A 25,219-nucleotide genomic window follows, 5' to 3' on the forward strand; every position below is an offset into this window, starting at 1 on the left:
GATGTTGTGATGTCTAATGAGAGCGGAGAGATACAGAGGCTACGCAGAACGATTAAGCAGTTATCAGATCAGATGATCCGGAGTAAAGAGCAAGAGGAACGGATACTTACGGAATTCTCGGATATGAATAATGAACTGGTGACACTCCAGCGTCTGCTTGCAAAGAACAATAACAGTCTTGAAGCTGCACGTCAGCAAGCAGTAGACGCAGGTGATTCAAAAATCGCATTTATTGCAGGCATCAGTCATGATTTTCGTACGCCATTAAATGGCATATTGGGGATGGCTGAGATGCTGAAGCTGTCTCCATTGTCTGAAGAACAGGAGAATTCCGTTTCCGTTATACAGGATGCTACCAAACTGTTGCTTAAGCTGATTGAGGATCTTCTGGATCTGTCCAAACTTGAGGCGGGTCAGATGCGACTTGAACTGGGAGAAGTGGATCTGCAAGAGACGATAAACTATATTGTTCGTTTGCTCGAACCCCAAGTCAGAAAGAACGGAAATCAGTTATCGATAGACTGTGACCCCAGAATCTCTACCCTTCTTGAAGGGGATTCAACGAGGATTACACAGATACTGATCAATCTAATTCAGAATGCGAACAAATTCACATCAGAAGGTACAGTGCGGATACGAGTCGCCCTTATGAAAGATGATGAGATTACACAAATGATCCGATTTGAAGTCGAAGACACGGGGATTGGTATCTCGGAAGAAGATCAGAACCAGTTATTTCAACCCTACGTGCAGACTGAACGAGGACGCTCAAGTGAGTATGGAGGAACGGGCCTTGGATTATCGATCTGCAAGTCGCTCGTTACACTGATGGAAGGTCAGATTGGAGTAGACAGTCAGGAGGGTGAAGGATCAACATTCTGGTTCGAACTTACACTTGGTAAGAAAGACGGTAACCAGTCTGTTGCTTCCGCTCAAGAGCATCAGGGGCAGGATATGGATGATGAAGCTCCTTCTGTATCTGTATTGCTGGCCGATGATAATGTCATCAACCGGCAGCTTGTTATGTTGCAGCTCAAAAAACTGGGAATAACCCAAGTGGACGCTGTAGTGAATGGGGAAGAGGCAATAGCTGCTTTTCTCAGCAAAAAATACAGTTTGATTCTCATGGATTATATGATGCCAGTGATGGACGGTTTGGAGGCAACACGCAAAATCCGCTCGATAGAAATGGATGAAATGCGCCATACCACACCAATCATTGCAATGACAGGTAATGTCATGCAGGGAGAGAAAGACAAGTGTATGGAAGCCGGGATGAATGACTTTATTGGCAAACCCTTCACGCTGGAAATTTTGAGTAAGATGATCGAGAAGTGGCAGCAATCCTCCGAACCGACCGAGGTACTAAATATGAGCATCGTACATGAGATTGCGGAATTAAACACCGATGGCGATCGTACACTCCTTGGTATGTTGTTGGACATGTATCGTACCGATACACCTGGCAAGATTGAGGTGCTGCGCAGACATATTGTGTCCGGTGACCATGTTGCTGCAACCGAGGTAGCCCATGATCTGAAATCAGGGAGTTTGAGCCTAGGGATTCGTTATTTATCAACTTTGTTTGCTCAGATAGAGCAGTTCGCGAAGGAAGGTCAATCACGGAAAGCAGAACCTTTGCTGGATGCTTTGTTACCCGCCTATCAAGCAGCATGTGCAGCACTGCAACGAGTAAGTAAAGATTGAATATATCTTAATAAGGAAAGAGGGTAGGGCTCGTTCATGTTATTCTACGTACTTGCAGTACTGGTACTGATCGTTCTTGCACTTCTGTGGACAGGAGGGCTTTATTTTTTCAAAACGGCCATTCGCCGTACGCCAAAAACGTTTTTGGTAGATAATCCAAATCTGATGCCTGAACCGGACAATGAAATCATTAGCAGTGCTTCTGACCTGAAGTGGCTGGATGCTCAGCCTACAGAAGAGATATCTCTTCAATCACATGATGGATTAAAACTGTATGGTACATGGCTCGGTTCCAATAAAGGGTCGAATCAGACGGTTATTCTGGCACATGGTTATTCGGGGAGAGGCAGAGAAATGGCTGGATTCGCCCGGTTTTATGCGGAAAAGCATGGTTATAACGTACTCATGCCAGATGATCGAGGTCATGGACAGAGTGAAGGTGATATCATTGGTTTTGGTTGGTTAGATCGGAAGGATTATGTCCAGTGGACCAACTGGGTGCTTGAAAAAGTGGGTACACAAGGGGAAATCATATTGCACGGCATATCCATGGGAGGAGCAACCGTACTGATGACAGGTGGTGAAGTTCTGCCGATTCAGGTTAAAGCGATTGTATCTGATTGTGCGTATACATCCGTGGAAGAAGAACTGACGTTCCAGTTGAAGCAATTATACAAGCTACCTGCATTTCCGTTTATACCTGTCACAAGTCTGATCTCCCGGTGGAAAGCAGGGTATTCCTTTAGAGAGGCTTCTGCTCTCAAGCAGCTTGCCAAAGTTAACGTTCCCGTGTTATTTATCCATGGTGAGGCTGATACGTTTGTACCAACGGAAATGGTGTACAGGTTGTATGAAGCCTGCCCAACCGAAAAGGAATTGCTGACCGTCCCCCGTGCCGGTCATGGCACAGCGTTTCAAGTCGATCGCACCGGATATGAGGCGGCACTGGAATCCTTTATGAAGAAAAATCTGTCGCCTGCTTTTAATTGATTTTTTTGTGACAATCTGGGTATTAAGTAGAAGATGCAAATCATTTACTAAACGATGGGGGTATCTTGATGGGAAACGAACAATTTGAGGCTGCACGAAAAGCAGAGGCAGGTTATCATTCCAATTTCTATCAGAATAATGAATTATTCGCCTCTGGTACCTGGATGTCGAGGCCCATGCCTATGGTGATGGATATGCTGGAACGCCTACTTGCTCACAAGGAGGAATTGCGTGTCCTCGATCTGGGATGCGGAGTGGGAAGGCATACGATACCGATTGCACAGCGCCTTGCAAAAACGAACAGTGAAGTCATCGGTGTGGATTTGCTGGATGAGGCCGTAGACGGACTTCGCAAGTATGCGAAAGAATATCAGGTTGATCATATCGTACAGGCAGTGAAAGCAGATGTTGAGCATTATGCTGTGGAGCCAAACTATTTTGATTATATTGCTGCATGTTCTTGTCTGGAACATGTCTCAAATAAGCAAGCCTTCATGGAAGCGATAGACCGGTTACAGGCCGGAACTCGTACAGGGGGCATTCATTGTATTACGATGAGTACCAATGTGGAGGAGAAAGAAATCAATACAGGCAAGGAGATTGAACCATTAATTGAGCTGAACCTGCCCACAGCCGAGGCGATTGCTATACTGGAGGATGCCTACAAAGGCTGGAATATTCTGCTTCAGGAACATGTTACACAGACGATTGAAGAGGAAAAGTATGATGAACCGACACAATTTCGTTGTGAACTGCTTCGTTTCGCTGTGCAAAAGCAATAAATTCTCTGCCGGGACCTGACAATGGACCCGGCCCTCTTAATGTGTGGTCTGAAGGGAGATCGTTAAGGATGAATACATATGTAATAGGGATGGATGGAGGAGGGAGTCACACGCGTGTGGCTGTCGCAGATCAGAACGGGAAGATTTTATCCTATGTACAAAAGAATGGTTGCAATCGTTATCACGATACCAATGCTGAGCAAAATGTGCTGGAGGGTATCGGAGCTGAATCGGCACACGACTTGAACTTTTAGAGGCTAACGACTACAATACGATAACGGAAACAAGCAAGGTATAGGAGGAATTAAGGTGTTAATTAATCTGAAATCACGCATACAGGAGCCGGAAGTACAGGAGCTGTTGTCCTACTCGGTTTTTCCTGATCCGGATCACTTGAACCGTGCGTTGCAACAATATGTAGAGAAAGACGAATTGCAAATGGGCGGTTACGAAGATGAGGGACAATTGATCGGTCTGATTGGATATGAGAAGACAGGAACAAGTGAGGTTACCATTCATCATATCTCGGTTTTGCCTGAAAACCGCTTTAAAAATTATGGACGTGGTATGATCTCACAACTGTTGGCAACATACAATCCTGATAGACTGATTGCGGAGACCGAACTGGAAGCCGTCGAGTTTTATCGGAATACGGGGTTCGTGGTATATAGTCTGGGTGAATTATACCCAGGTGTGGAGCGATTCCGTTGTGTGCTTGAAAAAGAGGAAGATACAGACGAAGAGTAGCACAGAGGCCTTTTATTACTTTAAGGAATATATGGATTATCATCAGTACAGGATGTTGGATTTGGCAATGAGCTGAGTCGGACGTCCTGTTTTTTTGTCGTTTTCATCAAAAAAGCAGGAAAAAAGTATTGCTTTGTAAGATTGTTTCATTATAGAATAGTTTCACAGAAGAATAGTTCGTTAAGTGAACTATATAGATTTGGGAAAGGAGAATGAAGAATGAGTACACCGGATGCAAAAAGTTTGGTGAACCGCTATTTGGATGCTTCCTTTATGGTCAATAAGCGGTTTGATACGCGGATACGCGAACAAGTGGGGCAGACCATAACGACCGATCAGTTCTGCGCACTTCGTCTGATTGAAGAGAAACCTTTCTGCACGCCCTCTGATCTTGCAGAGCTTCTGTGTATAGGTAAGAGCAGCATTACCGCTTTGGTCAACAAGCTGGTGGATCGCGATCTGGTCCATCGGGCCGGGGATGAACGTGACCGCCGCGTTGTATATCTGACACTGACGGATACCGGACGACAGGTATACAAGGAAACAGAACAGGAAATACAGCAGATTCTGGAGCCGTATCTGGTTCATTTTAAACCGGAAGAAGTCCGAATTTTCATTGAATCTTTTGAGAAGCTTGCAGCTTTGCTATCGCATGAAGGAGGACGGGAGAACGAATGAGAACGATACTAAAAGCAAGATGGTGGTTAATGGGGCTATGGGTTGTTGTAGCTGCCGTGTTGATGTTTACCGCCCCTAACATGAGTGAACTGATTCGGGAAAAGGGACAGTTTTCGGTTCCGGAAGGGTACTCTTCCACCCAGGCAGCAGCGATTCTGAATGAAGCTGCAGCACAAAAAGGAGAACAACAGGGGAGCCAGATCGCCCTTGTATTCTATAATCCCGATGGGCTGGGCACCACGGGGAAACAAGAGGCAGAGAAGGCCGTTAAGCAATTGGAGGCCGACAAGGAGAAGCTCGGTATTCTGTCCATTCTGGAACCTTTCTCTCAGCCTGAACTGTCCGAGAAGATGATCTCAGCTGACGGAAAAACGATTCTAACATCGCTATCCATTGATCAGGGAGATCGTACGGTCAAGGAAATGCGGGAAGACCTGAATGAAGCATTGAAGTCCGTCAATGTGGAGCACTACATAACCGGTAAAGGTCTGATTGATGAAGACACCATTGAAAGTTCCCAAGAGGGACTTAAGAAATCGGAATATATTACAGTTGTCTTTATTTTACTCATTCTGTTCCTGGTCTTCCGTTCGTTTGTAGCTCCGTTTGTCCCGCTACTGACGGTGGGGATCAGTTACATTGTATCGCAACAGATTGTTGCATTTCTGGTGGATGGGCTCGACTTCCCGATATCCACATTTACACAGATCTTTATGGTCGCCGTCATGTTTGGGATTGGTACGGATTACTGCATCCTGTTGATCAGTCGGTTCAAGGAAGAACTGGCTCATCATGAGAATACGTGGGATGCCATCATTGCTACCTATCGTACTGCCGGTAAAACGGTACTCTTCTCAGCACTAGCTGTGCTGGTTGGATTCATTGCGATTGGCTTTGCCCAGTTTATGTTGTACCGCTCTGCGGTTGCCGTAGCTGTAGGTATTGCTGTGATGATGCTTGCCTTGGTGACCATCGTACCATTCTTCATGGCGGTGCTGGGCAAGAAGTTATTCTGGCCGTCAAAGGGTTCACTTGAACATGCCGAGAGCAAGATCTATGGTGCAGCTGGTCGCTTTTCACTTAAACGTCCATGGGCTGCGCTGCTCATCGTTGCAGCTGTCTGTGTGCCTCTTCTGGCAACCTACGATGGCAAACTGTCGTTCAACAGTCTCGATGAGATTGGCGAGAAATATGATTCCGTAAAAGCATTTAACATTATCTCTGACAGCTTCGGTCCGGGTGAATCACTGCCGGGTCAGATCGTCATCCAGAACGATGAAGAGATGGATAATGCAAAGTATATGGCCGTTGCCGAGAAAATTAGCCGGGAAGTAGAGAAAGTAGCCGGAGTCTCTGGTGTCCGCAGTATGACACGACCTACGGGTGATGAGATTAAAGATTTTGAAGTTACACAGCAAGTGGGAACATTATCGGATGGACTGGGTGAAGGTAAGACGGGTCTGGACAAAATCCGTGATGGCCTGAGTGAAGCCAGCAGTCAGCTAAGTAAAAATGAACCACAGTTAAAAGAAGCTGCTGATGGAGCAGGTGAACTTACCAAAGGAACCTCCCAGTTGCAATCGGGTATCACGCAACTCAGTCAGGGACTTGGGCAGATTGAAAAAGGTATTCGAGATGGTTCCGCAGGTGCAGGGGATCTGAAAGCCGGACTTCAGCAAGCCAAAACGAGTGCAGATCAACTTGCGCAGGCAAACAATCAGTTGCTTGAAGCCTATCGTCAGGCGGGAGCAGGGGTCGCTGCACTGGGGGATGGAACCCGCGAACTGGAACAACAGCTGAACGGGGTTTCAACAGCTCTAACCAGTCTGTCCGAATCCTTCACAGCACTTGAAGAGCGTTATCCTGAATTGCAGCAAGATGCTGATTACCAGCGTATCAAAGGTACGATTGGTGAAACAGGTTCTGGCACAGCGCAGCTTGCTCAAGGTTTGGGTCAGATTAAGACCAAACTTGGGGAAGCCGCTGCTGGAATTAATCAGGCCAATGAAGGGTTTGCCTCCGCAGCAGCCGGACAAAAGGCGCTTGCCGATGGTCTGGGCCAGATTGTAACGGGAATCGGTCAGTTGCAATCCGGTCTCAAACAGGCTGCGGATGGTCAGGGCAAAGTGATTAGTGAAATTCCTTCCATTCAGGATGGACTTGGCCAGCTTCAGGGTGGTCAGGAGAAAATCCAACAAGGCTTCTCGGATCTGAGTGGTCAGCTGACACAACTGACAGATGGACTGAACCAGAGTGTCGATGGTATTAAACAGGTATCCGGGGGACTGGATTCAGCGCAGGACTACCTGACGCAATTGCAAAATTCACCAGATTCCGATCTGGCAGGCTGGTACGTTCCTGAAGAAGCACTGAACAGCAAAGACTTCACACAGGTATTTGATACGTATCTGTCTGAAGATCGGAAAACGATGACGATTGATGTTATTTTCGCCGAAAATCCATACGGAACAGAAGCCATTGATCGTGTTCCTGACATTGAGGCGGCAGTACATCGCGCGGTACAAGGCAGTACGCTTGAAAAAGCAGACATCGCCATAGGTGGCGTTACGAGTACGTTTGCAGATTTGCAGGAGATCTCGAATAACGACTATACACGTACTGTAATGTTGATGCTGGCAGGTACATTCATTATTCTGGTCGTGCTGCTTCGCTCGGTCATTATGCCATTGTATCTGATCGTTTCCTTATTACTGGCTTATTTCACATCGATGGCGTTAACCGAAGTGATCTTTGTTAATATCCTCGGGTTCGCAGGCATTAGCTGGGTTACTCCGTTCTTCGGATTTGTTATGCTGATTGCACTTGGTGTGGATTATAGCATCTTCCTGATGGACCGTTTCAATGAGAACAAAGGTATGAAAGTACAGGATGCGATGTTGTACGCGATGAAGAACATGGGCACCGTTATTCTATCTGCCGCAGTCATTCTGAGCGGTACATTTGCTGCGATGTATCCATCCGGTGTTCTCTCGATGATGCAGATTGCCACAGTAGTCCTTAGCGGACTGATCTTGTACTCTCTGCTGTTCCTGCCATTCTTCGTCCCAGTGATGGTGAAGATGTTTGGCCGGGCCAACTGGTGGCCGTTCCCGAACAAGGAACAATCAGATTCCGTTGATTCGGATCGGACCATAGGCATGTAATGCATTGCAATGAATCAGGCTCTGCCGCGTTATGCGGCAGGGCTTTTTTCTTTTTTTACCTCCACAGAAGGATCACGGTCTTGTGCAAAAGAAAGGTGCATGCCTAAGGACACCATCCCGCGCCTTGTCTTGCCACTCATCATAAGATATAGAGCAATTCATTATTGTTCAGAGAAATCACAGCAGAGAGGGGCGACGGGATGGTATATCGATATGTGGCTATAGGAGATTCATTAACGGTAGGTACAGGAGCGTTGCTGGGCACCGGCTTTGTTCCTTTATATCGGCGAATGGCAGAAATGAATGTTCGTACGTTTGTATCCATGGAAAATATGGGCGTCAATGGACTGACGTCGGGGGAAATGTTGCAGATGATCTCTTCGCATCCCCGAGTGCGGCAATCGCTCCGTGAAGCGGATATCATTACCATATCCATTGGCGGGAATGATCTGATTCGTACGTTTAAAGCAAGTAATGGCATTCCAAATGCCAGCAAAATGACACAGGTGCTTGGAGAAACCCGCAGTAATGTATCCCAGATCATGCGGCACATTCGGCAGTTAAAGGGCAACCATGAGTATATGGTCCGATCCATCGGATTGTACAACCCGTATCCACAAGCGACGGAAGCTGCGTACTGGGTGCGCCAATATAATTCGTTTCTGAATGGAGCCGGATCAGGCAACTATGCGTGTGCTCAGGTGTATGACAGGTTTGAAGGTCGTGAACGTGAACTGTTGTTCTGGGACAGAGTGCATCCCAATGCAAGAGGGTATCGTGTCATTGCGGAGCAGCTTAATCGGACGGGATATTATCCGTTCTCTTGATCACTTTGGAACAGAACTAGACCAAGCGATGGACTTCCTTTAAGATAAATAGAAGTCAGTTCCATTTTGTGAGATAAAGGGGTTAATTTTTGGTGCAAAACATCGATTCCGGTTCCCTCCATCCTTCAGAGCAGCAACGTATATCCGAAGTGTTGGCCTTATATGGTTTCACATCGGATTGGAAAGGCGAGCGTGGAAAGGGTGGGATGAATAATTCTACTTACATGCTCCATGTAGACGGGACTAATTACGTCATGAGACAATATGAAACACATAATGATCCGATGAAAATCACCTTTGAACACGAGGTGCTGGAAGCCCTACAACGTTCGAACTTTAAGCTTGATACACCTTCACCTGTAAGGCGGTTATCTGGTGAGGGAGGTACATTCCTTCCTGTAAAAGATACCCTCACTGGTCATACCAAAATAGTGACTCTGTTTCATTATAGGGAAGGTGTCAATCCCATCTGCCACACACCAGATCAATTGATAGGGCTCGGTAAAGCGGCGGGGGCCCTGTCTTCTGTTATGGCTACGCTGGATATACCACTTGAACCTGTGTATCCACCATACTATCGAATTCAGGATGCGTATCCGCTCTGTTCACCAGAACGATTATTACAGCTATGCACATCGCCGCCGGAGCAATTGGCCGCATGTGCAAATGAGTTGAAGCAACTGAGAGAGGCGCTGCCAGATCTGTTTGAAGCCCTGCGTGGTATGGAACATCTGCCGCATCAATTGGTTCATGGGGACGTGAATGCCTCGAATGTATTGGTAGATCAGCAGGATGGTGAAATCTGTGCCATTTTGGATTTTGAATTTGCGACATGGGATTTGCGGGTAATGGAGCTGGCTGTTCCGATGTCTGACCTCCTTACCATGGACAAGAGTGAAGATTGGATGTGGCAGGCACAGGAGGGACTGATCAGGGGATTTCGGGAACAGGTCAGCCTGAAACCGGAAGAGTTGCTGGCTATACCTCGATTGATTTTGCTGCGTAGTCTGGATGTGGTCATGCATTTCATCAGTCGGATGTTCGAGGGTACAGATGAGCCGGAAGTGGCTGTGGAGCAGATTGTGAAGCTCAAACAGCGGATTGACTGGATGCGTCTTCATGAAGAACGACTGCGTGAGATATTGGTGTATTAATATCGTTGTTAAGAATAAAGTGCACTGGTTCTGCTCATACGAGGGCAGAGATCAGTGCACTTTTATTGGTTAGAAAAGTGATATATGAAGATTACGGCGTATAGCGGATGACATTACAATCCACGTTTGCGGAACCAACTGCGGACAGCCCAGCGGCGCTCCTGACGTTTTTTGTATTTGGGTAACGAACGATAAACGTTCAACGATTGCTCGTAAGCCTGTTTTGCATCAGCATTGCGCCCAAGGGAACGGTGAACCGAGCCGAGCAGATAATAAGCTTCACTGGAAGAGGAATGAATCTCCTGAAACTGATGCACATAATCCAGCGCTTTGTCCTCTTGCGTATCTTTGAAGGCTCCAGCAAGGGTTAGGTACGGGCGTCCGTACTTGACTCTGGGGTTGATCTCGAGGGCTTGCAAAATATGACGTTCGCCTTTTTCGATGTTGCCCAAATGAAGCTCAGTTGTCCCTAATGCCTCCCAGTACTCAGCTGATTGTTTGTATGGGCGCTCCAGTTCAAGCAATAAGGCATGTGCGTCGCTGTAACGCTTGCGCTCAATTAACAGGCGAGCCAGTTCCAGCTTGGAAGAAACTTCATTGGGACTCATGGCAAGCTGTTGCCGAAGCCGTGAGATGTTACGCATACGTTTGAGAGGTTTCGTGAAGCTTGGGAACACCCCAACGTAACGACGATCCAGGAAATACAGTATAACGAGTAAAATGAGGATGGCAATGAACGGATTACCTACAATCCGCCATAGAAGGCCAAAGATAAGAAATTTAATAAGCACAGGTTCAACTCCATTTATGATGTAATCGCGTTTCGTACACTTAAAATATATTTCGACTGATCCAGCGGGTTAACTCCTCTGCGTTTGCGAGCATGATTCACATCCGCAGGACAATCTTGGTATCCGGCAAACGAAGTCGTAAGCACCCCGCGGCCGCTGGTCTCGGAACGCAGTTTCACCGGATAATCCATTGAGGTCGCAAGAGGCATAACTCCTTCAATAATGCAACGTCCGCTACCTATGACGGGGGCTTCGAAGGTTGCCCGCATATGTACCAGATCGCTAAGGGCCTTACCGCCGTATTCTTCCGGGACCGTCAGCCGGAACTGAAGAAGGGGTTCCAGCAACGTAGTACCTGTTCTCGACAATCCATCCATGATTCCCATAGGCGTGGCTACAACAAAATCCAGCGGATGCGTATGCCAGACATGATGTTCCCCTTCCACCAGCGTGATGCGCAGATCGGTGACTTCCCAACCGAGCATACCTTGAGACAAGGCTTCCGGAATTCGTCGTTCAACTTCATTCTGATAACGTAACAGCAGATCTTCTGTCCTTACGGTTGAGGCATAGATCAGACCGCTTCCGCGAGGCAAAGGTTCAATCTTGAAGCGGAGGATGGCCCAGCAGGGCTTAGGCATCGTATAGGCGATGTAACCTTCTCCGGCTGCACGAGGCGTTTCCTTATAGATAACGGATGGTGGATCAAACACGGCGTCCAATCCGAAACGACTCAGCAACAGGCTGGATAAAATCTCAAGCTGAATGGTTCCCATGACCTTGAGATGCAGTTCTCGTTCCTCCGGCAACCATTGCAGGTCGAGTAAGGGGTCTTCATCCGTCAACTCTTGCAATGCTGCAACAAGATCGGGGTAACGTGCCGGGTCCTTGCCATGTACTTGTACGGTCAGCAAAGGTACAGCCATCTGTGGCAGAGGAGGTACACCCTCAGGATTGCCGATAATGTCACCCACATGTGTGTCACTCAGTCCGTACAGCGCAGCAATCTGCCCCGCGTGAACGGCACCGGTATCCGCCCATTTCCGTCCATCCATGCGGCGAATCTGCGTCACTTTCTCTTCAAGCTCCCGCGTCGAATTATGGATGGTATCCCGATTGTGTAAGCTGCCACCATACATACGGACATAAGCCGTGCGTCCCATCGTACGGTCACGTTCAATTTTGAACACAACACCGGATACGGGAGAGTCCACTGGTTGTGCAGGTGGAGGCAGAAATGCAAGGACCGTGTCCAGCAATGCCGTGACGCCAATTCCTTTGCCGGAAGCCCCATAACACACAGGGAACATCTCACCCTGATGCACATACCGCAGGAATGCTTCATTCAGATCCCTTTGTGATAACGGAGTCTCCTGGATGTAGGCTTCCATGACCTTTTCGTCCAGCTCGGCAAGTATCTCGACCAGACCTGGAATGGAAGGTGTGCCATCTGACAGAGAATCTTGATTCGGGTTCCATAGCGAGTCGATGCCATGAAATGAATCTTCGTGGAACTGATACGTTTGGATTTCGCATGCGAAAGGGGACAGGGTGGAACGAATCTGCTCCATTACCGCTGGGGCAGACGCACCAATCCGATCCATTTTATTAATATAAATGATGGTTGGGATGCGAAGTGAACGAAGGGCATGCCAGATGGCTTCACTCTGGGACTGAATGCCTTCAACTGCCGACAGAATGAGAATAGCGCCATCCATTACCCGTAGCGTTCGCTCTACTTCGGAGCTAAAATCAATGTGACCAGGCGTATCAATCAGGTCAATGATGGTGTTTTTCCAGATCAGAGAGGTCATGGCTGCCTGAACGGATATGCCACGTTCTTTCTCAATGTCCAGGGAGTCTGTGGCTGTTGTTCCGTCATCTACACGTCCCGGACTGCGGACGACACCACTCTCAAATAACATATGCTCGGTGGTGGTTGTTTTCCCTGCATCCACATGGGCGAAGATGCCAATATTCCTGCGATTCAATTCGTTTAACATGGAATGCTAAGCTCCTCTGACAACGGAATGCAATGTTTCCGACAAGTAATAATCCAGATTATCATACCACATCTTCCATATGGAAGAATATGTGGATATATATGATTAGACCCAGGAACCTACGTCCAGTCTGGTTCTATTTTAACGTGAACTGTGCATGGTTCTGCGATAAGCTGCGGGTGTTGTACCGGTTAATTTTTTGAATTGACGGTAAAAGTGGGGCAGGCTGTCGAACCCGCAAGCATCGGCCACGGCTGCCATCGTCTCATCACCTTGCACCAGATGTTCTTTCGCCATAATGACCCTTCGTGCTAATGCGTAATCCGTTAGAGTCATTCCCGTGTATCGTTTGAAGGCACGACTGAAATGGGCAGGGGATACAGAGGCGTACTGCGCCAGTTCAGGGAGGGAAAGGCCATTCCGAAGGTTCTCGTCAATATGAGAGATCGTAGAAGAGAGCCAGGAGGGACCCGGAGCGGATTTACCCGGATTCGCAGGTCCCGCAGCTTCCAGACGTTCCAGAAAAATGAGCAACAGTTGCAGCCTTAACAGGGCCGCATGTGCGCTTAGATGATGACCGAGCTGGAATTCGGTCTGAATATCATCAATGAGGGCGGCCACCTGTGATTGCTCCTCTGTGTTCAAATGCCTCTTATACACACGTTGTTTACGACAACGTTCAAACAGGCTTAGCAAGGAAGAAGCAGCGCCTCCGGCGGTCGATGCCAGCAAGCCCGGGCTGAAGAACAATGCGGAAGATGTGACAGGATTGCCTGCATCCGGCAAAGCTCGATGAACCGTGCTGCCCGGTATAATGAACAGGTCTCCTTCTTGCATATTCTCAAGTCCCGTATCAATAAAGATGCTTCCCTGACCCCGATATACATAGATAATTTCATGCCAGTCGTGAAGGTGATCTGGCAATTCGTTCTGAGGGGATTTGGTATCGCTGTACACCAGGCGGAACGGAATACCGGATTCTGCTTGAATAGTCGTACGAACAGGTGAACGTTCCATAAAGACTCCTTTCCAGACGATCGTCTTCAACGAGATGTTATACCTGGTCATGAGAGAGTATATTTACCGCAATATAAGCAATTTAATTTCCTTTTATTGATGATACAATGAATTTAAAGCGTTTACAATAAAAGGGTGCAGAGCCTTTGAGCTGCATTCCGACAGTACAAATAATCGATGAGGTGAGTGTCCATGTCGGCAAGCACAAAACGGCCAAGGTTGAAGCTGAATTTACTGGGGAGCGATGGTCAGCGCAAGTGCAAGGAGATTATGGAACGTCCCGTGAAGGTTTTGCAGATTGGAGAAGGTAATTTCTTGCGGGGATTTGCAGACTGGATGCTTCATGAGAGTGCCAGACAAGGCAAATTCCATGGAAGTGTAGCTGTTACCCAACCACGACCGGGAGGCAAAGCCAAGCTGGAGCAGATTCGTGATCAGGATGGATTATATACGATGATTACGCGAGGGCTGTCTCAAGGGAAGCCGGTTGAGCGGACAGAGTTGATCTCCATTTTCTCACAGTGTATCAATCCGTATGAGGAATGGGATGCCTTTCTGAACTTGGCGGAACTGCCTTCACTTGAGTTCGTTATTTCCAATACAACCGAATCAGGATTGAAATATACGTATGCGGACTATATCGAGGGTGAACCCGTCCAATCATTTCCGGGGAAATTAACAGTTTTCCTGCATCAGCGATATTTGAAATTTGATGGTGATCCATCCAGAGGTTTGATTCATCTGCCATGCGAGCTGCTTGAAGGCAATGGTGACGTGCTTCGAAGTTGTGTTCTCCGCCATAGTGAGGATTATGGGTATTCGGATGGCTTCCGTTCATGGATCGAGAACCATAATCACTTCCTGAACAATCTGGTAGATCGAATCGTAACAGGTGCGCCGACCCAGGAGGAAGCCGATTCCCTGACGAATCGCTGGGGGTATGAGGACCAGTTGATTAATACGGCAGAGCCATATCATTTCTGGGCCATTCAGGGTGATGAATCATTGGACAAAAAACTTCCTCTCAAGCAGGCAGGTCTCAATGTACATTGGGTGAAAGATCTGAAGCCTTTTCAGGTACGCAAGGTTCGTATTTTGAATGGGGCACATACCTTAATGTCATCCCTCGGCATTCTGCAAGGTAAGCAGCATGTGAGAGAAACGATGGAAGATCCACATTTTGGCTCATGGATCAGGGAAGCTGTGCATCAGGAGATCGTGCCTGCTCTGGATATGCCCGATCATCAGCTGGACCAGTATGCAGAAGAAGTGTTCGAACGGTTCCTTAACCCGTATATTGATCACAAATTGCAAGATATTGCTTTGAATACGATCGGAAAATTCAAGGTGCGTGTGCTGCCAACACTTTTGTCTTACGAGCAAAATCAGGGAAGTTGGCCAGAACGTTTAATTCAAGGGTTTGCTGGATTATTGTGTCTCTATCGTCCGGTAAATACGCCAGAAGGTTACAAGGCACAACGACTGAATGGAGAGGACATTCTGCTGCGGGATGACCCGGATGTCCTGGCTGCTTTGGCTGCACACTGGGACGGTTATGACACGCTTAACAGGGATCAGAACCAACTGGATAACCGGGTAGCGGCTGTGTTGTCAGATACCCTGATCTGGGGCGAAAATCTGGATGCAAGAGAAGGGCTGCGTGCAGCACTTGTTCGTGAAATCGGATTGTTGGAAGGTGAAGGGAAATGAACACAACAAGTACAATCAATGACTGGATTGCCATTCAACCACAGGATGATGTCATTATAGCGCTTCGGGATTATGCCAAAGGAGAATGCATCACCCTGCCAGACGGTGTTTCTTTTACCTTGCTGGATGACGTGCCCAAAGGGCATAAGATTGCTGTGCATACCCTGGCACCGGGTGATGATGTGATGAAGTATGGTTTCTCCATCGGGATTGCCCAAGAGCAGATTGAGCAGGGAAGCTGGATTCATAGTCACAACCTGAAGACGGGTCTGCACGGATTACTTGAATATGAGTATCAGCCGGGCGCGCAGGTTCAGACGGACATGCCTCCGGAACATCTGCGCTCATTTGATGGATATTTGCGCCCCAATGGTGACGCAGGTATTCGTAATGAGATCTGGATTGTGAATACGGTTGGATGTATCAATAAAGTGTGTGAAGCTTTGGCACGTATGGGGCAGTCCCAGTTTGGAAGCCGGGTCGATGGTGTATTTCACTTTCCGCATCCATTCGGGTGTTCACAGCTTGGTGATGATCTGAAGTATACACAACAGTTGCTGGCCTCCTTGGTGGAGCATCCGAATGCAGGAGGCGTGCTTGTCATCGGTCTGGGCTGTGAGAACAATCAGGTCGATGAATTCCGTGAGTGTATTGCTCCGGAATACCGCGGTAAAGTACGGTTTCTCAAAGCACAGGAAACGGATGACGAGCTTGAGGAAGGGCTTCGACTGATGGAAGAACTTGTGGAGATCGTTGAACATGAACAACGGCAGCCGCTTCCGCTCAGTAAACTTAAAATTGGTTTGAAGTGTGGCGGTTCCGATGGTTTATCCGGCATTACAGCTAATCCGCTGGTCGGTGCAGTTGCTGATATGTTGGTTGCTGCCGGGGGTACGGCTATTCTGACGGAAGTTCCGGAGATGTTTGGTGCGGAGACGATCTTAATGAACCGGGCTGCCAATGAGCAGGTATTTCACGATTTGGTGGACCTCGTGAACGGCTTCAAGCAATATTTTGTGAACCATGGCCAGAACATCTATGAGAATCCTTCACCTGGGAATAAGGCTGGTGGCATCACAACGCTGGAGGAAAAGTCACTTGGATGTACGCAAAAGGGAGGACGTTCTTCCGTAGTCGACGTTCTGCGTTATGGCAAACGTGTAACTCAAACCGGTCTGAACATTGTAGAAGCACCGGGTAATGACCTGGTATCTGTAACGGCACTGTCTGCGGCGGGTGCACATATTGTGCTCTTCACAACAGGGCGGGGGACTCCCTTCGGAGGTCCGGTACCTACCGTCAAGATTGCGACCCAATCCGATCTGGCGAATCGCAAAAAACACTGGATTGACTTCAACGCAGGCCAGCTGTTGGAGGGGCAGACGATGGATGAGGTGAAAGTACAGCTGTTCAGCCAACTGATTGATATTGCTTCAGGACGGTCACACACACTCAGTGAGCAGCATGGATTCCGGGAGATTGCCATATTCAAGGATGGAGTAATTCTCTAAATCGTTCTGGATGGAGGCTGTTTATCGTCTGGGTTACATTATATGGTGAACCACAGCCAATTCCGGTTGAAATTTGCACTACAACCGGGATTGGCTTTATTTAGATTCCACGGATGCCAAGCGCTTTGGCGATGCTTGATAATGCGGCTGGTGAGGCATGTTGTTGCAGTTGTGCAACCAGCAGTTCACGCGCCTCTGCAACGCTACCTTCAAACGGCTTAATGCCGTGACGTTCCATCCAGTGACCAGCAGTCTCGTATGCGGAGCTGTTCCAGGCGACTTTGCCTTCTGCGAGCCCCTCTTTTTCTTTGGTGCCACTGATCACAATAGCTGCACAGCCCTGAAGGTCCAGAAGTCCACGGTCAAATGTTTTTTTGTCCTCTTTTGCCCCGAAACCGGCTTGTGATCGTAAAGCACGTCCATCGATGCCTTCCTGTTCTGTAACTAACGCATGGAGTTTGAACGCTTCACGGGAGAGCAGACCCGCTTCATACTGTTCCTTGATGGTTCTGGAGTCGGCAAGCAGTCGATGTACCCAAGGGAAGTATTCAGATGAGACAAGAAGCGCTTTCTTTTTGACAAATTTTCCATATGCAGCAATGCCCTCCTCAGCCAGGCGTGAACGCCATAACCAGGGATCGAATTCATCATCCTTGTGCCAATGTTCTTTGGGGGTTAGCGATGAAAGAGAAGGATATTCGGCAAATAGTGGTGCCAGAGGCAGCAGCCCTATAGTTTGGATACGCTGTACTGCTTCTTCGTACGTTGTAACGGCTTCATATGTCATGATATCAGTAGGCTCCTTTTTGTGTGTAGTCATGCTACGACTTGGTTGATGCAAGGTATCTCCGGCTCACTTCCTCGGCATGCTGACGAATCTCACTGCGAAGTTGGAGGGGTTCGATCACTTCGGCTTCACGTCCCAATCGGTAAAAGAATCGTACGGCCCAGTCCCATTCCCCTGGTGGACAAAGGAATGATAATTCCCAGAGATCCGGGGCAATTTCAATCATCTTTTCACCAATATGCTCGTCCTGTTCAGCTTCAATCATTCCCCTATAGCTCAGTTGTGCCTTAACCAGGGTTGGCGGCTGTTCTGGAGGGATCGGCTTACTCTGTTGTTGCTCCGCCTGTTCGTTAAGCACCAATGCATCCTGTGGTTCGATCTCTTTGACATCGGTAATTCGGTCAACCCGGAACAGACGCTGTTCACCATGTTCGAGGGAATATGCTTCACAGTACCAGAAGCCGGAGGAAGCATATACCCGTGTGGGACAGATATGCAACCAACGCTGACGTGATGCGGAGCGATACAGCACACTAAGCCACCCGTGTTCGGGTATACATGCCAGCAGTGCGTCCAGATGAGGAAGAATGTAATTGCGGTCTGGAATATGATGATGCAGTTGTTTGAGCATGGGATCAATTCGCGACATAATATCATCCGGAATGATAGCCTTAACTTTGTTCATCAGGGTCCAGCGTTTCTCATGAAAGGGTGTGTCGGCGTAGCGACTTAGACCTTCAAGAGCGAATAAGAGCGTCGCTGCTTCTACCGGGTCCAGCTGTAATGGGGGTAATACGTAACCCTCCATAAGACTGAAACCGCCTCCCGGACCGGAAATGGCAATAATGGGCACATTCATCTCGGAGAGGGATTGAATATCCCGAAGAATCGTGCGACGGGAAACCTCAAATTTCTCACCTAATGAGTGTGCCGTTTCGTGACCATGCTGTAATGCCATTACAATGGCAGCAAGCCGATTTGTTCTGTTCATGTCAGCCACTCCGTTTCGATCTGCGCCGCCGGAAAGTGATGTCGTAGTTATATTTCTATTGTAACAACGAATAAGTGACATCATGAGTGTCACCAATTTTTCAACTGTTCATTATTTTATAATGGATCAGCATCAGGATTCACAAGCATGTTCCGGCAGGCTTTGTTAAAATGTGTTTCTCGTCCAATTCGCTTTGCATACTGATATTTCCTTCTATCAAAAAGACCACAGATCATGCCCAAAACCCGTATCCGGTGTAGACAGATACGGGAAGTAGCAGCTTTTGGCTTACAGAAGACGATAAAGGTCTGAAATCTATACCAATATCCTCGCTGAAGACAATAACAAGTATAAAAGGAATGAATATGTGACACTTTGTATCGCGGGTATTTCTATCACATTATATTATTCCGAATGATTCCAATTAAGCGAAATCGCTTATTTCATTTCGAGCAATTGCACTCCACGGGCTTCAATCTCAACACTTCCCGAAAGCTCACGATTGGTGAGCAGATCATGTGCCTTAGTTGTTCCCAGATCATAGGATTGTGTGGTTGCGTTATGGTTCATGACAAACAGGTAGGGTCTGCCGTCTTTGGTTCGTGCGCTTACTTCAACACCTTCTGGTGTCTCAAGCAAGGATTCTACGTTCTTGGCTGCTGCAAGCTGTCCCAGCAAACCATCCAGGAAGCGCTCATCCGGGTCGGATGCAACGTACCAGGCTTCACCTTGACCAAAGGTATTACGTGTCACAACAGGCATGCCTTTATAAAAGTCGTCTCCATACTCCGCGATGATTTCGGCTCCTTCACTGTGCAGCAGGTCACACAGCATGCCGCAGCCATACTCTCCTTGAAGATCACCGTAGGTTTCTTTGAGGACAATGCGGTTCTTTTGCTCAGGTAGCAGGGCATCAATCTCTTCCACCCAGATTCCGAGCAGTTTACGAAGTTCTCCCGGATATCCACCTGTGGTCACGAGATCGTTCTCGTTGACAATGCCGCTGAAGAAGGTCGTCAGGAATGTTCCACCTGCTTCAACATACTTCTCCAGTTTGGCGGCAAACCCTGGTTTAAGCATGTAAAGAACAGGGGCAAGGACAATATCGTATTTGCTCATATCCGTATCCACACTGATGATATCTACTTGTATGTTGCGGCGGAAGAAGGCTGCGTAGTATTTATGGATCTGATCCACATAGTTCAGGGCAACCGTAGGTCCGCTTGATTTTTCGATGGCCCACCAGTTATCCCAGTCGAACACAATGGCTACTTTGGATTCAACAGATGCATCCAGCGTGGTATCTCCAAGGATCTGCAATTCCTTGCCCAGCTCAGCGACTTCGCGGAATACACGTGTATTCTCATGCCCAGCATGCTCAATAACTGCACCATGATACTTCTCACAGGCACCGATGGAGCGACGAAGCTGGAAGAACATGATGGTATCGGCTCCGTGCGCAACAGATTGATAACTCCACAGACGCATGACACCTGGACGTTTCAGTGAGTTATATGGCTGCCAATTCTGCTGACTTGGTGTTTGCTCCATCAGCATGAACGGTTGACCATCCTTCAGTCCGCGCATAAGGTCATGAGCCATTGCCGTGAAGCTGACAGGAGTGGCGAGACCAGGATAGCTGTCCCAGGAGACAATATCCAAATATTTTGCCCATTTGAAATAGTCCAATTGTTTGAAGAATCCCATCAGATTGGTAGTAACAACGGAGTCCGGAATATGTTTTTTGATTGCATCGTATTCCAACAGATAACAATCCAGCATGCTGTCGGAGTTGAAGCGAGAGTAGTCCAGCGAGATTCCCTGGAACGTTGAATTGTTGTTACCCCAATGTTCGCTCAGGTTACTCGGTAATACAATCTCGTCCCAATCGTAGAAGGTATGCCCCCAGAAATTCGTATTCCATGCTTTGTTGACCTGTTCCAGAGTCTGATAGCGTTCTTTCAGATACACGCGGAACGCTTTCTCACAGTTGTCACAGTAGCACTCACCGCCATATTCATTGGAGATGTGCCATACGAGAACCGCGGGGTGATCCTTGTATCGTTCGGCCAGTTTATCCGCAATCTTCTCAGCGTATTTGCGATAGGTCGGGCTGTTGGGACAGGAATTATGGCGCCCACCGAATTTGCGTTTGCGTCCATCGGCATCTACACGAAGCACGTCTGGATATTTCTTCGCCATCCAGGCCGGATGGGCAGCAGTGCTTGTTGCAAGGCATATATAGACACCGTTTTCATGTAAACGATTAATCAGTTGGTCGAGTTCTTCAAAACGGTAAGTAACTTCATCAGGCTGAATCAGTGCCCATGAAAATACGTTGATTGTGGCAATATCAATGCCTGCCAATTGGAACATGCGCAGGTCTTCAAGGTGGGTTTCGTGATCCCACTGTTCCGGGTTATAATCGCCCCCGTAGAACATTTTGGGCAGTTTGTTACTAATCAATGTGTTCACCTCTTGTATAAGAATAATCCTATACTATATGATACATATGACTTTTAAAATATAATAAAAGTAATGACTCATATAAGAATACGGAAGTGTATTTCAGCTTATAACCAAGGAGGCATCCCATGTTTATCTCCCCCCGACATCAACGATATTTCATGACATCACGTGATCAGCCGTTGCCCCTTTATATTGAGAGCCTAGGTTATAACGGCAATCAGGAGAAGGTGTTCAGACCTGTGGGGTATCCCTGTTACCATTGGCTTCAGACAGTAAAGGGAGCCGGAGAATTCAAGTTTGCCGGGTCCACGGTCGTACTGGGGGAAGCATCAGGTATTTTGCTTCCGCCGAATGAACCGCATGAATATGTGCGCGCCCAAGGAGAGTGGGAGACATTCTATATTACATTTGGCGGTTCCCAGTGTCCGGCAATCTTGGAGTCACTTAGTTTGGGTGAAGCAGCGTTGCATCAGTGGGAGCAGAGCAGTCCGTTCAATGATTACGGCCAGGAAGTGCTGGATTCGATCAGAAGTGATCAGGATTTGTCGGGACTCGAGGCGTCAGCGGATATATATCGATTTCTGATTTTGCTCAAAAAACATGGCATGACCGGCAATCGGTCTTCGATCTCTCATGCCGTGGAGAGACTCGCTCCGCTCATTGCATTCATGGAACAGCATTATGCGAATCCTGAGATTGGTCTCGAACATATGGCTGACGTCACGGGAATCTCATCCAGACATCTGAACACCTTGTTCAAACAGTCCTTTGGCATGACAGCCTACAGTTATTTCATTTTGCTGCGCATTCGCAAAGCCAAGGAAATCATGACCGGGGATACCGCCCTGACGATTAGGGAGACTGCAGTTAGGGTAGGGTTTCGAGATGCAAGCCATTTTGTAGCAACTTTTCGCAGGATTGAGGGGGTGACTCCTGAACAGTTCCGTAATTTGTACTAACATGTACCCAAATGATCAAAAAGTGATGCCAGGAAGGTATTGATGCGTTAGGGTCATTACCGTTATGATGGTATCGATTCCTGAGATTCGAAAACGTTTAAACGGACCCATGTATCCGTTCTACTTGGAGAGGATTATTGAAGATGACAACAACTATACCCTTATGGGATCATGCTGCACCTTATGCAGCCCAGGGTCATGAAGACGAGATGCCACATTTGATTCCATTTATTCAGCCCGGTTCCGAGAGCGCTGTCATTGTATGTCCAGGGGGCGGCTATGGATTTTTGGCTGATCATGAAGGTGCTCCAATAGCGGAATTGTTGAACCGTGCAGGTATAAGTGCATTTGTCCTGAATTATCGGGTGGCGCCTCACCAGCATCCTGCACCGATAACAGATGGTCAGCGTGCCATACGTTATGTTCGTGCTCATGCTGAGCAGTATGGCATCAACCCTGCCAAGATTGCAGTACTTGGTTTCTCCGCAGGCGGACATCTCACAGCAACACTGGGAACGCTGTATGACGAGGGACAACCGGATCATGAGGACCTCATCGAACGCCAGAGTTCACGCCCGGACCGAGTTATTCTCTGTTATCCGGTCATTACGATGGAGTCCTATGGACATGCCGGTTCCCGTGAGAATTTGCTTGGGCCTGACGCTTCTGCCGAGCAGATCAAGGCTTTCAGTGCGGAGCAACAGGTAAGAGCGGATGCTCCTGAAGCGTTCATTTGGCATACCAGCGATGACCAGGCAGTGCCTGTAGAGAATAGCTTGCGTTACGCACTTGCATTGGGTGCGCATGGCATCCCCTATGACTTGCACGTTTTTGAGAAAGGCTCACATGGACTTGGATTGGCTGAGGACAACCACGCGGTTCGGGTATGGTCAGATCTGTGTCTCACATGGCTCAAGAATCAAGGCTGGTAATTTTTTTGGCTGATAGCAAGTGAACGGTCCTAACCAATCGAGTAATCCGTATATTAGCGCCTTGGAGCGAAGGAGAAAATGACGATGAAATTTCAAAAAAATGACAAGCTTCTGTTTATCGGGGATTCGATTACAGATTGTGGTCGGGAACATCCTGTAGGCGAAGGCAGTTCAGGTCTGGGCCATGGTTACGTAGCGCAAGTCTATGCCCTCTTGCGGTCCATCTATCCTGAATTGATGTTGCGTGTCCAGAATGTGGGTAATGGTGGAAATACGATTCGTGATCTGAAACAGCGTTGGGATCGTGATGTGCTTGACCTTAAACCGGACTGGCTGACGATCATGATCGGCATTAATGATGTATGGCGTCAGTTCGACAATCCATTGTCAACAGACTCACATGTGTTTCTTGAAGAATACGAATCCACATTGCGTGAACTGGTGGCTTCGGTTCGTCCCAACCTGAAAGGTCTGGTACTAATGACGCCTTATTATCTTGAGGCCAATCCGGAAGACCCGATGCGGGCAACGATGGATATCTACGGAGAAGCGGTACGCAGGGTAGCGAATGAGTTTGATGCAGTGTATGTGGATACACAGACTGCATTTGCTCCATTTTGGGATCATTTCTATACGTCTGTGCTGACTTATGACCGGGTACATCCGGATGCAACGGGCCATATGGTATTGTCCAAAGCATTCTTGGATGCCATCGGATTCGAATGGTCAGGCGGCGTCAAATCTGAATAAGGACGTGAGGGCATGAGCGACGTAACTGTAGCACTACAAACCCCGGCATTACTGGGGGAAGGTCCAAGCTGGGATGCGGAGAACAATCGATTGTTGTGGGTAGATATTGAAAGCTTCAAGGTGCATGTGTATGATCCAGCTACAGGGCAGGATCAGGCTTATGATGTCGGTGAACATGTCGGGGCTGTTGTTCCCTATCGTGGTGACGAAGTTGTGGTTGCTTTACGCAGTGGATTCCATACGTATCACTTGCTTACGGGTGAGCTGCAGGCTATTGAAGACCCTGAACAAGATAAGGATACCAATCGTTTTAATGATGGAAAATGTGATGCGAAGGGCCGCTTCTGGGCAGGCACGATGAGCATGAATAATGAGAGCAAAGCCGGATCATTGTATTGTTTGGAGCAAGGGCAACCCGTTCGCACAATGGTACAAGGTGTGTCTACATCCAACGGTCTGGGCTGGAGTCCGGATCGGCAGACCATGTATTACATTGATACCCCGACACGTTCTATTGACCGGTTTGATTTTGATCTGACGGCAGGTACGATACAAAATCGGACAAGTATCATTCACATACCGGAGGAATTTGGTTTTCCGGATGGGATGACGGTTGATCGTGAGGGCATGCTGTGGGTTGCGCACTGGGGCGGAGGAAGAGTCACTCGTTGGAACCCGCATACATCAGAACTGTTGCAACAGATCGAGGTGCCGGCAGATCAGGTAACATCCTGCTGTTTTGGTGGACCGGATCTCGAAGAGTTATACATTACAACAGCACGTATAGGGATTAAGGAAGAACGTTTGAAAGAGACACCGGATGCGGGCTCACTTTTTGTCATCAGACCGGGCGTTAAAGGGCAGGAGACTCACACTTATGGTAGCCAGCAATAAACAGGTGCCAATTATGTAGTGAACCTTAGTGAACCTCTGCCTGGTTTGCCAGGAAAGAAACGATTCCATTTTTTTACTCTTATATAAAATGTCGAAAGGTGCTGTTCTAACAGCATCTTTTTTTGTTGTATAAACCTGTTTAAACACTGAAAATATTTTACAAAAATCGGAATTTCGACAGAGGGGTTTGGAGATTGCCAGCGAATGTTATTTATTGAAAGTATTATCCAGATAACCGCGAATCAAGAACAATTATGTAAGCGCTTAACAATATGACTGGAAGGGGGTGAGGCTTCTTGTATCAAGGGTTGCATTGATTCGTCTGGCACGCCATCATCAGCACGATGAGACAGCGG

21 protein-coding genes are annotated in these 25,219 nt (G+C 47.8%); 15 read left to right on the forward strand and 6 right to left on the reverse strand.

What is annotated here, in order from left to right:
- Positions 1-9: 9 nt before the first annotated feature.
- The 9 genes from MHI48_RS10945 to MHI48_RS10985 all read left to right on the forward strand — a co-directional run bounded on the left by MHI48_RS10945 (position 10) and on the right by MHI48_RS10985 (position 10,049).
- Positions 10-1,707 carry an ATP-binding protein gene (locus tag MHI48_RS10945; RefSeq protein ID WP_076326897.1) on the forward strand — a complete coding sequence of 566 codons (1,698 nt, stop codon included), beginning with the start codon at positions 10-12 and terminating at the stop codon, positions 1,705-1,707.
- A gap of 36 nt (positions 1,708-1,743) precedes the next feature.
- Entirely contained in the window at positions 1,744-2,697 is a 954-nt protein-coding gene (locus MHI48_RS10950; protein WP_047842434.1) for an alpha/beta hydrolase, read from the forward strand.
- A gap of 68 nt (positions 2,698-2,765) precedes the next feature.
- Entirely contained in the window at positions 2,766-3,479 is a 714-nt protein-coding gene (locus MHI48_RS10955; RefSeq protein ID WP_047842435.1) for a bifunctional 2-polyprenyl-6-hydroxyphenol methylase/3-demethylubiquinol 3-O-methyltransferase UbiG, read from the forward strand.
- 68 nt (positions 3,480-3,547) lie between these two features.
- Positions 3,548-3,733, forward strand: coding sequence for a hypothetical protein (locus tag MHI48_RS10960; RefSeq protein ID WP_211081698.1), 186 nt, complete (start codon positions 3,548-3,550; stop codon positions 3,731-3,733).
- Between the two features lie 55 nt (positions 3,734-3,788).
- Positions 3,789-4,226 carry a GNAT family N-acetyltransferase gene (locus MHI48_RS10965; protein ID WP_036609514.1) on the forward strand — a complete coding sequence of 146 codons (438 nt, stop codon included), beginning with the start codon at positions 3,789-3,791 and terminating at the stop codon, positions 4,224-4,226.
- Positions 4,227-4,445: 219 nt separating this feature from the next.
- On the forward strand, positions 4,446-4,904 hold the full coding sequence (locus MHI48_RS10970; RefSeq protein ID WP_339198846.1) for a MarR family transcriptional regulator: 459 nt from the start codon (positions 4,446-4,448) through the stop codon (positions 4,902-4,904).
- Positions 4,901-8,068 (forward strand): MMPL family transporter, encoded by a 3,168-nt coding sequence (locus MHI48_RS10975; protein WP_405143940.1) that lies wholly within the window; start codon positions 4,901-4,903, stop codon positions 8,066-8,068. Before MHI48_RS10970 ends, MHI48_RS10975 begins: the two co-directional genes overlap by 4 nt.
- 200 nt (positions 8,069-8,268) lie before the next feature.
- Positions 8,269-8,895, forward strand: a complete 627-nt coding sequence (locus tag MHI48_RS10980) for a GDSL-type esterase/lipase family protein (RefSeq protein ID WP_017689264.1) — start codon at positions 8,269-8,271, stop codon at positions 8,893-8,895.
- Positions 8,896-8,987: 92 nt separating this feature from the next.
- Complete coding sequence (locus MHI48_RS10985) at positions 8,988-10,049, forward strand: phosphotransferase (protein WP_339198852.1); 1,062 nt, start codon at positions 8,988-8,990, stop codon at positions 10,047-10,049.
- Between the two features lie 113 nt (positions 10,050-10,162).
- On the opposite strand, the gene MHI48_RS10990 is transcribed toward MHI48_RS10985, so the two are convergent.
- The 3 genes from MHI48_RS10990 to MHI48_RS11000 all read right to left on the reverse strand — a co-directional run bounded on the left by MHI48_RS10990 (position 10,163) and on the right by MHI48_RS11000 (position 13,911).
- Positions 10,163-10,840, reverse strand: a complete 678-nt coding sequence (locus MHI48_RS10990; protein WP_405143943.1) for a tetratricopeptide repeat protein — start codon at positions 10,838-10,840, stop codon at positions 10,163-10,165.
- A gap of 14 nt (positions 10,841-10,854) precedes the next feature.
- Complete coding sequence (locus MHI48_RS10995) at positions 10,855-12,843, reverse strand: translation factor GTPase family protein (RefSeq protein WP_339198858.1); 1,989 nt, start codon at positions 12,841-12,843, stop codon at positions 10,855-10,857.
- Between the two features lie 141 nt (positions 12,844-12,984).
- Positions 12,985-13,911: an AraC family transcriptional regulator gene (locus tag MHI48_RS11000; protein WP_339198861.1), complete on the reverse strand. Its 927-nt coding sequence runs from the start codon at positions 13,909-13,911 to the stop codon at positions 12,985-12,987.
- A gap of 141 nt (positions 13,912-14,052) precedes the next feature.
- Between MHI48_RS11000 and MHI48_RS11005 the strand changes: the two genes are divergently transcribed.
- Positions 14,053-15,570, forward strand: coding sequence for a tagaturonate reductase (locus tag MHI48_RS11005; RefSeq protein WP_339198863.1), 1,518 nt, complete (start codon positions 14,053-14,055; stop codon positions 15,568-15,570).
- Positions 15,567-17,081, forward strand: coding sequence for an altronate dehydratase family protein (locus MHI48_RS11010; RefSeq protein WP_338708415.1), 1,515 nt, complete (start codon positions 15,567-15,569; stop codon positions 17,079-17,081). The genes MHI48_RS11005 and MHI48_RS11010 overlap by 4 nt, the downstream gene beginning before the upstream one ends.
- Positions 17,082-17,181: 100 nt before the next feature.
- Here the strand turns inward: MHI48_RS11010 and MHI48_RS11015 are convergent, their stop codons facing one another.
- From MHI48_RS11015 to MHI48_RS11025, 3 genes are all read right to left on the reverse strand, one after another.
- Positions 17,182-17,901 carry a hypothetical protein gene (locus MHI48_RS11015; RefSeq protein WP_339198866.1) on the reverse strand — a complete coding sequence of 240 codons (720 nt, stop codon included), beginning with the start codon at positions 17,899-17,901 and terminating at the stop codon, positions 17,182-17,184.
- A 1-nt stretch (position 17,902) separates the two neighbouring features.
- The gene (locus MHI48_RS11020) at positions 17,903-18,859 is read right to left on the reverse strand and encodes a YafY family protein (RefSeq protein ID WP_339198869.1); all 957 of its coding nucleotides are present in this window, start codon (positions 18,857-18,859) and stop codon (positions 17,903-17,905) included.
- Positions 18,860-19,297: 438 nt separating this feature from the next.
- Complete coding sequence (locus MHI48_RS11025) at positions 19,298-21,325, reverse strand: beta-galactosidase (RefSeq protein ID WP_405143947.1); 2,028 nt, start codon at positions 21,323-21,325, stop codon at positions 19,298-19,300.
- Between the two features lie 128 nt (positions 21,326-21,453).
- Between MHI48_RS11025 and MHI48_RS11030 the strand changes: the two genes are divergently transcribed.
- The 4 genes from MHI48_RS11030 (at position 21,454) to MHI48_RS11045 (ending at position 24,863) form a co-directional block, all read left to right on the forward strand.
- Entirely contained in the window at positions 21,454-22,287 is an 834-nt protein-coding gene (locus MHI48_RS11030; protein ID WP_100529367.1) for an AraC family transcriptional regulator, read from the forward strand.
- 143 nt (positions 22,288-22,430) lie between these two features.
- Positions 22,431-23,219: an alpha/beta hydrolase gene (locus MHI48_RS11035; protein ID WP_405143949.1), complete on the forward strand. Its 789-nt coding sequence runs from the start codon at positions 22,431-22,433 to the stop codon at positions 23,217-23,219.
- A gap of 84 nt (positions 23,220-23,303) precedes the next feature.
- Positions 23,304-23,969, forward strand: coding sequence for an SGNH/GDSL hydrolase family protein (locus tag MHI48_RS11040; protein WP_405143951.1), 666 nt, complete (start codon positions 23,304-23,306; stop codon positions 23,967-23,969).
- A 12-nt stretch (positions 23,970-23,981) separates the two neighbouring features.
- Positions 23,982-24,863 (forward strand): SMP-30/gluconolactonase/LRE family protein, encoded by an 882-nt coding sequence (locus MHI48_RS11045; RefSeq protein WP_340032453.1) that lies wholly within the window; start codon positions 23,982-23,984, stop codon positions 24,861-24,863.
- The last annotated feature ends 356 nt before the right edge of the window (positions 24,864-25,219 follow it).

This window comes from Paenibacillus sp. FSL H7-0942, assembly GCF_045040715.1.
Classification (GTDB): domain Bacteria; phylum Bacillota; class Bacilli; order Paenibacillales; family Paenibacillaceae; genus Paenibacillus; species Paenibacillus amylolyticus.

Excerpts from the sequence above, each read along its gene's own strand:
- MHI48_RS10945 (WP_076326897.1), top strand. The coding sequence starts at position 10 with ATGTCTAATGAGAGCGGAGAGATACAGAGGCTACGCAGAACGATTAAG.
- MHI48_RS10950 (WP_047842434.1), top strand. The coding sequence starts at position 1,744 with ATGTTATTCTACGTACTTGCAGTACTGGTACTGATCGTTCTTGCACTT.
- MHI48_RS10955 (WP_047842435.1), top strand. The coding sequence starts at position 2,766 with ATGGGAAACGAACAATTTGAGGCTGCACGAAAAGCAGAGGCAGGTTAT.
- MHI48_RS10960 (WP_211081698.1), top strand. The coding sequence starts at position 3,548 with ATGAATACATATGTAATAGGGATGGATGGAGGAGGGAGTCACACGCGT.
- MHI48_RS10970 (WP_339198846.1), top strand. The coding sequence starts at position 4,446 with ATGAGTACACCGGATGCAAAAAGTTTGGTGAACCGCTATTTGGATGCT.
- MHI48_RS10975 (WP_405143940.1), top strand. The coding sequence starts at position 4,901 with ATGAGAACGATACTAAAAGCAAGATGGTGGTTAATGGGGCTATGGGTT.
- MHI48_RS10980 (WP_017689264.1), top strand. The coding sequence starts at position 8,269 with ATGGTATATCGATATGTGGCTATAGGAGATTCATTAACGGTAGGTACA.
- MHI48_RS10995 (WP_339198858.1), bottom strand. The coding sequence starts at position 12,843 with ATGTTAAACGAATTGAATCGCAGGAATATTGGCATCTTCGCCCATGTG.
- MHI48_RS11000 (WP_339198861.1), bottom strand. The coding sequence starts at position 13,911 with ATGACCAGGTATAACATCTCGTTGAAGACGATCGTCTGGAAAGGAGTC.
- MHI48_RS11005 (WP_339198863.1), top strand. The coding sequence starts at position 14,053 with ATGTCGGCAAGCACAAAACGGCCAAGGTTGAAGCTGAATTTACTGGGG.
- MHI48_RS11010 (WP_338708415.1), top strand. The coding sequence starts at position 15,567 with ATGAACACAACAAGTACAATCAATGACTGGATTGCCATTCAACCACAG.
- MHI48_RS11015 (WP_339198866.1), bottom strand. The coding sequence starts at position 17,901 with ATGACTACACACAAAAAGGAGCCTACTGATATCATGACATATGAAGCC.
- MHI48_RS11020 (WP_339198869.1), bottom strand. The coding sequence starts at position 18,859 with ATGAACAGAACAAATCGGCTTGCTGCCATTGTAATGGCATTACAGCAT.
- MHI48_RS11030 (WP_100529367.1), top strand. The coding sequence starts at position 21,454 with ATGTTTATCTCCCCCCGACATCAACGATATTTCATGACATCACGTGAT.
- MHI48_RS11035 (WP_405143949.1), top strand. The coding sequence starts at position 22,431 with ATGACAACAACTATACCCTTATGGGATCATGCTGCACCTTATGCAGCC.
- MHI48_RS11040 (WP_405143951.1), top strand. The coding sequence starts at position 23,304 with ATGAAATTTCAAAAAAATGACAAGCTTCTGTTTATCGGGGATTCGATT.
- MHI48_RS11045 (WP_340032453.1), top strand. The coding sequence starts at position 23,982 with ATGAGCGACGTAACTGTAGCACTACAAACCCCGGCATTACTGGGGGAA.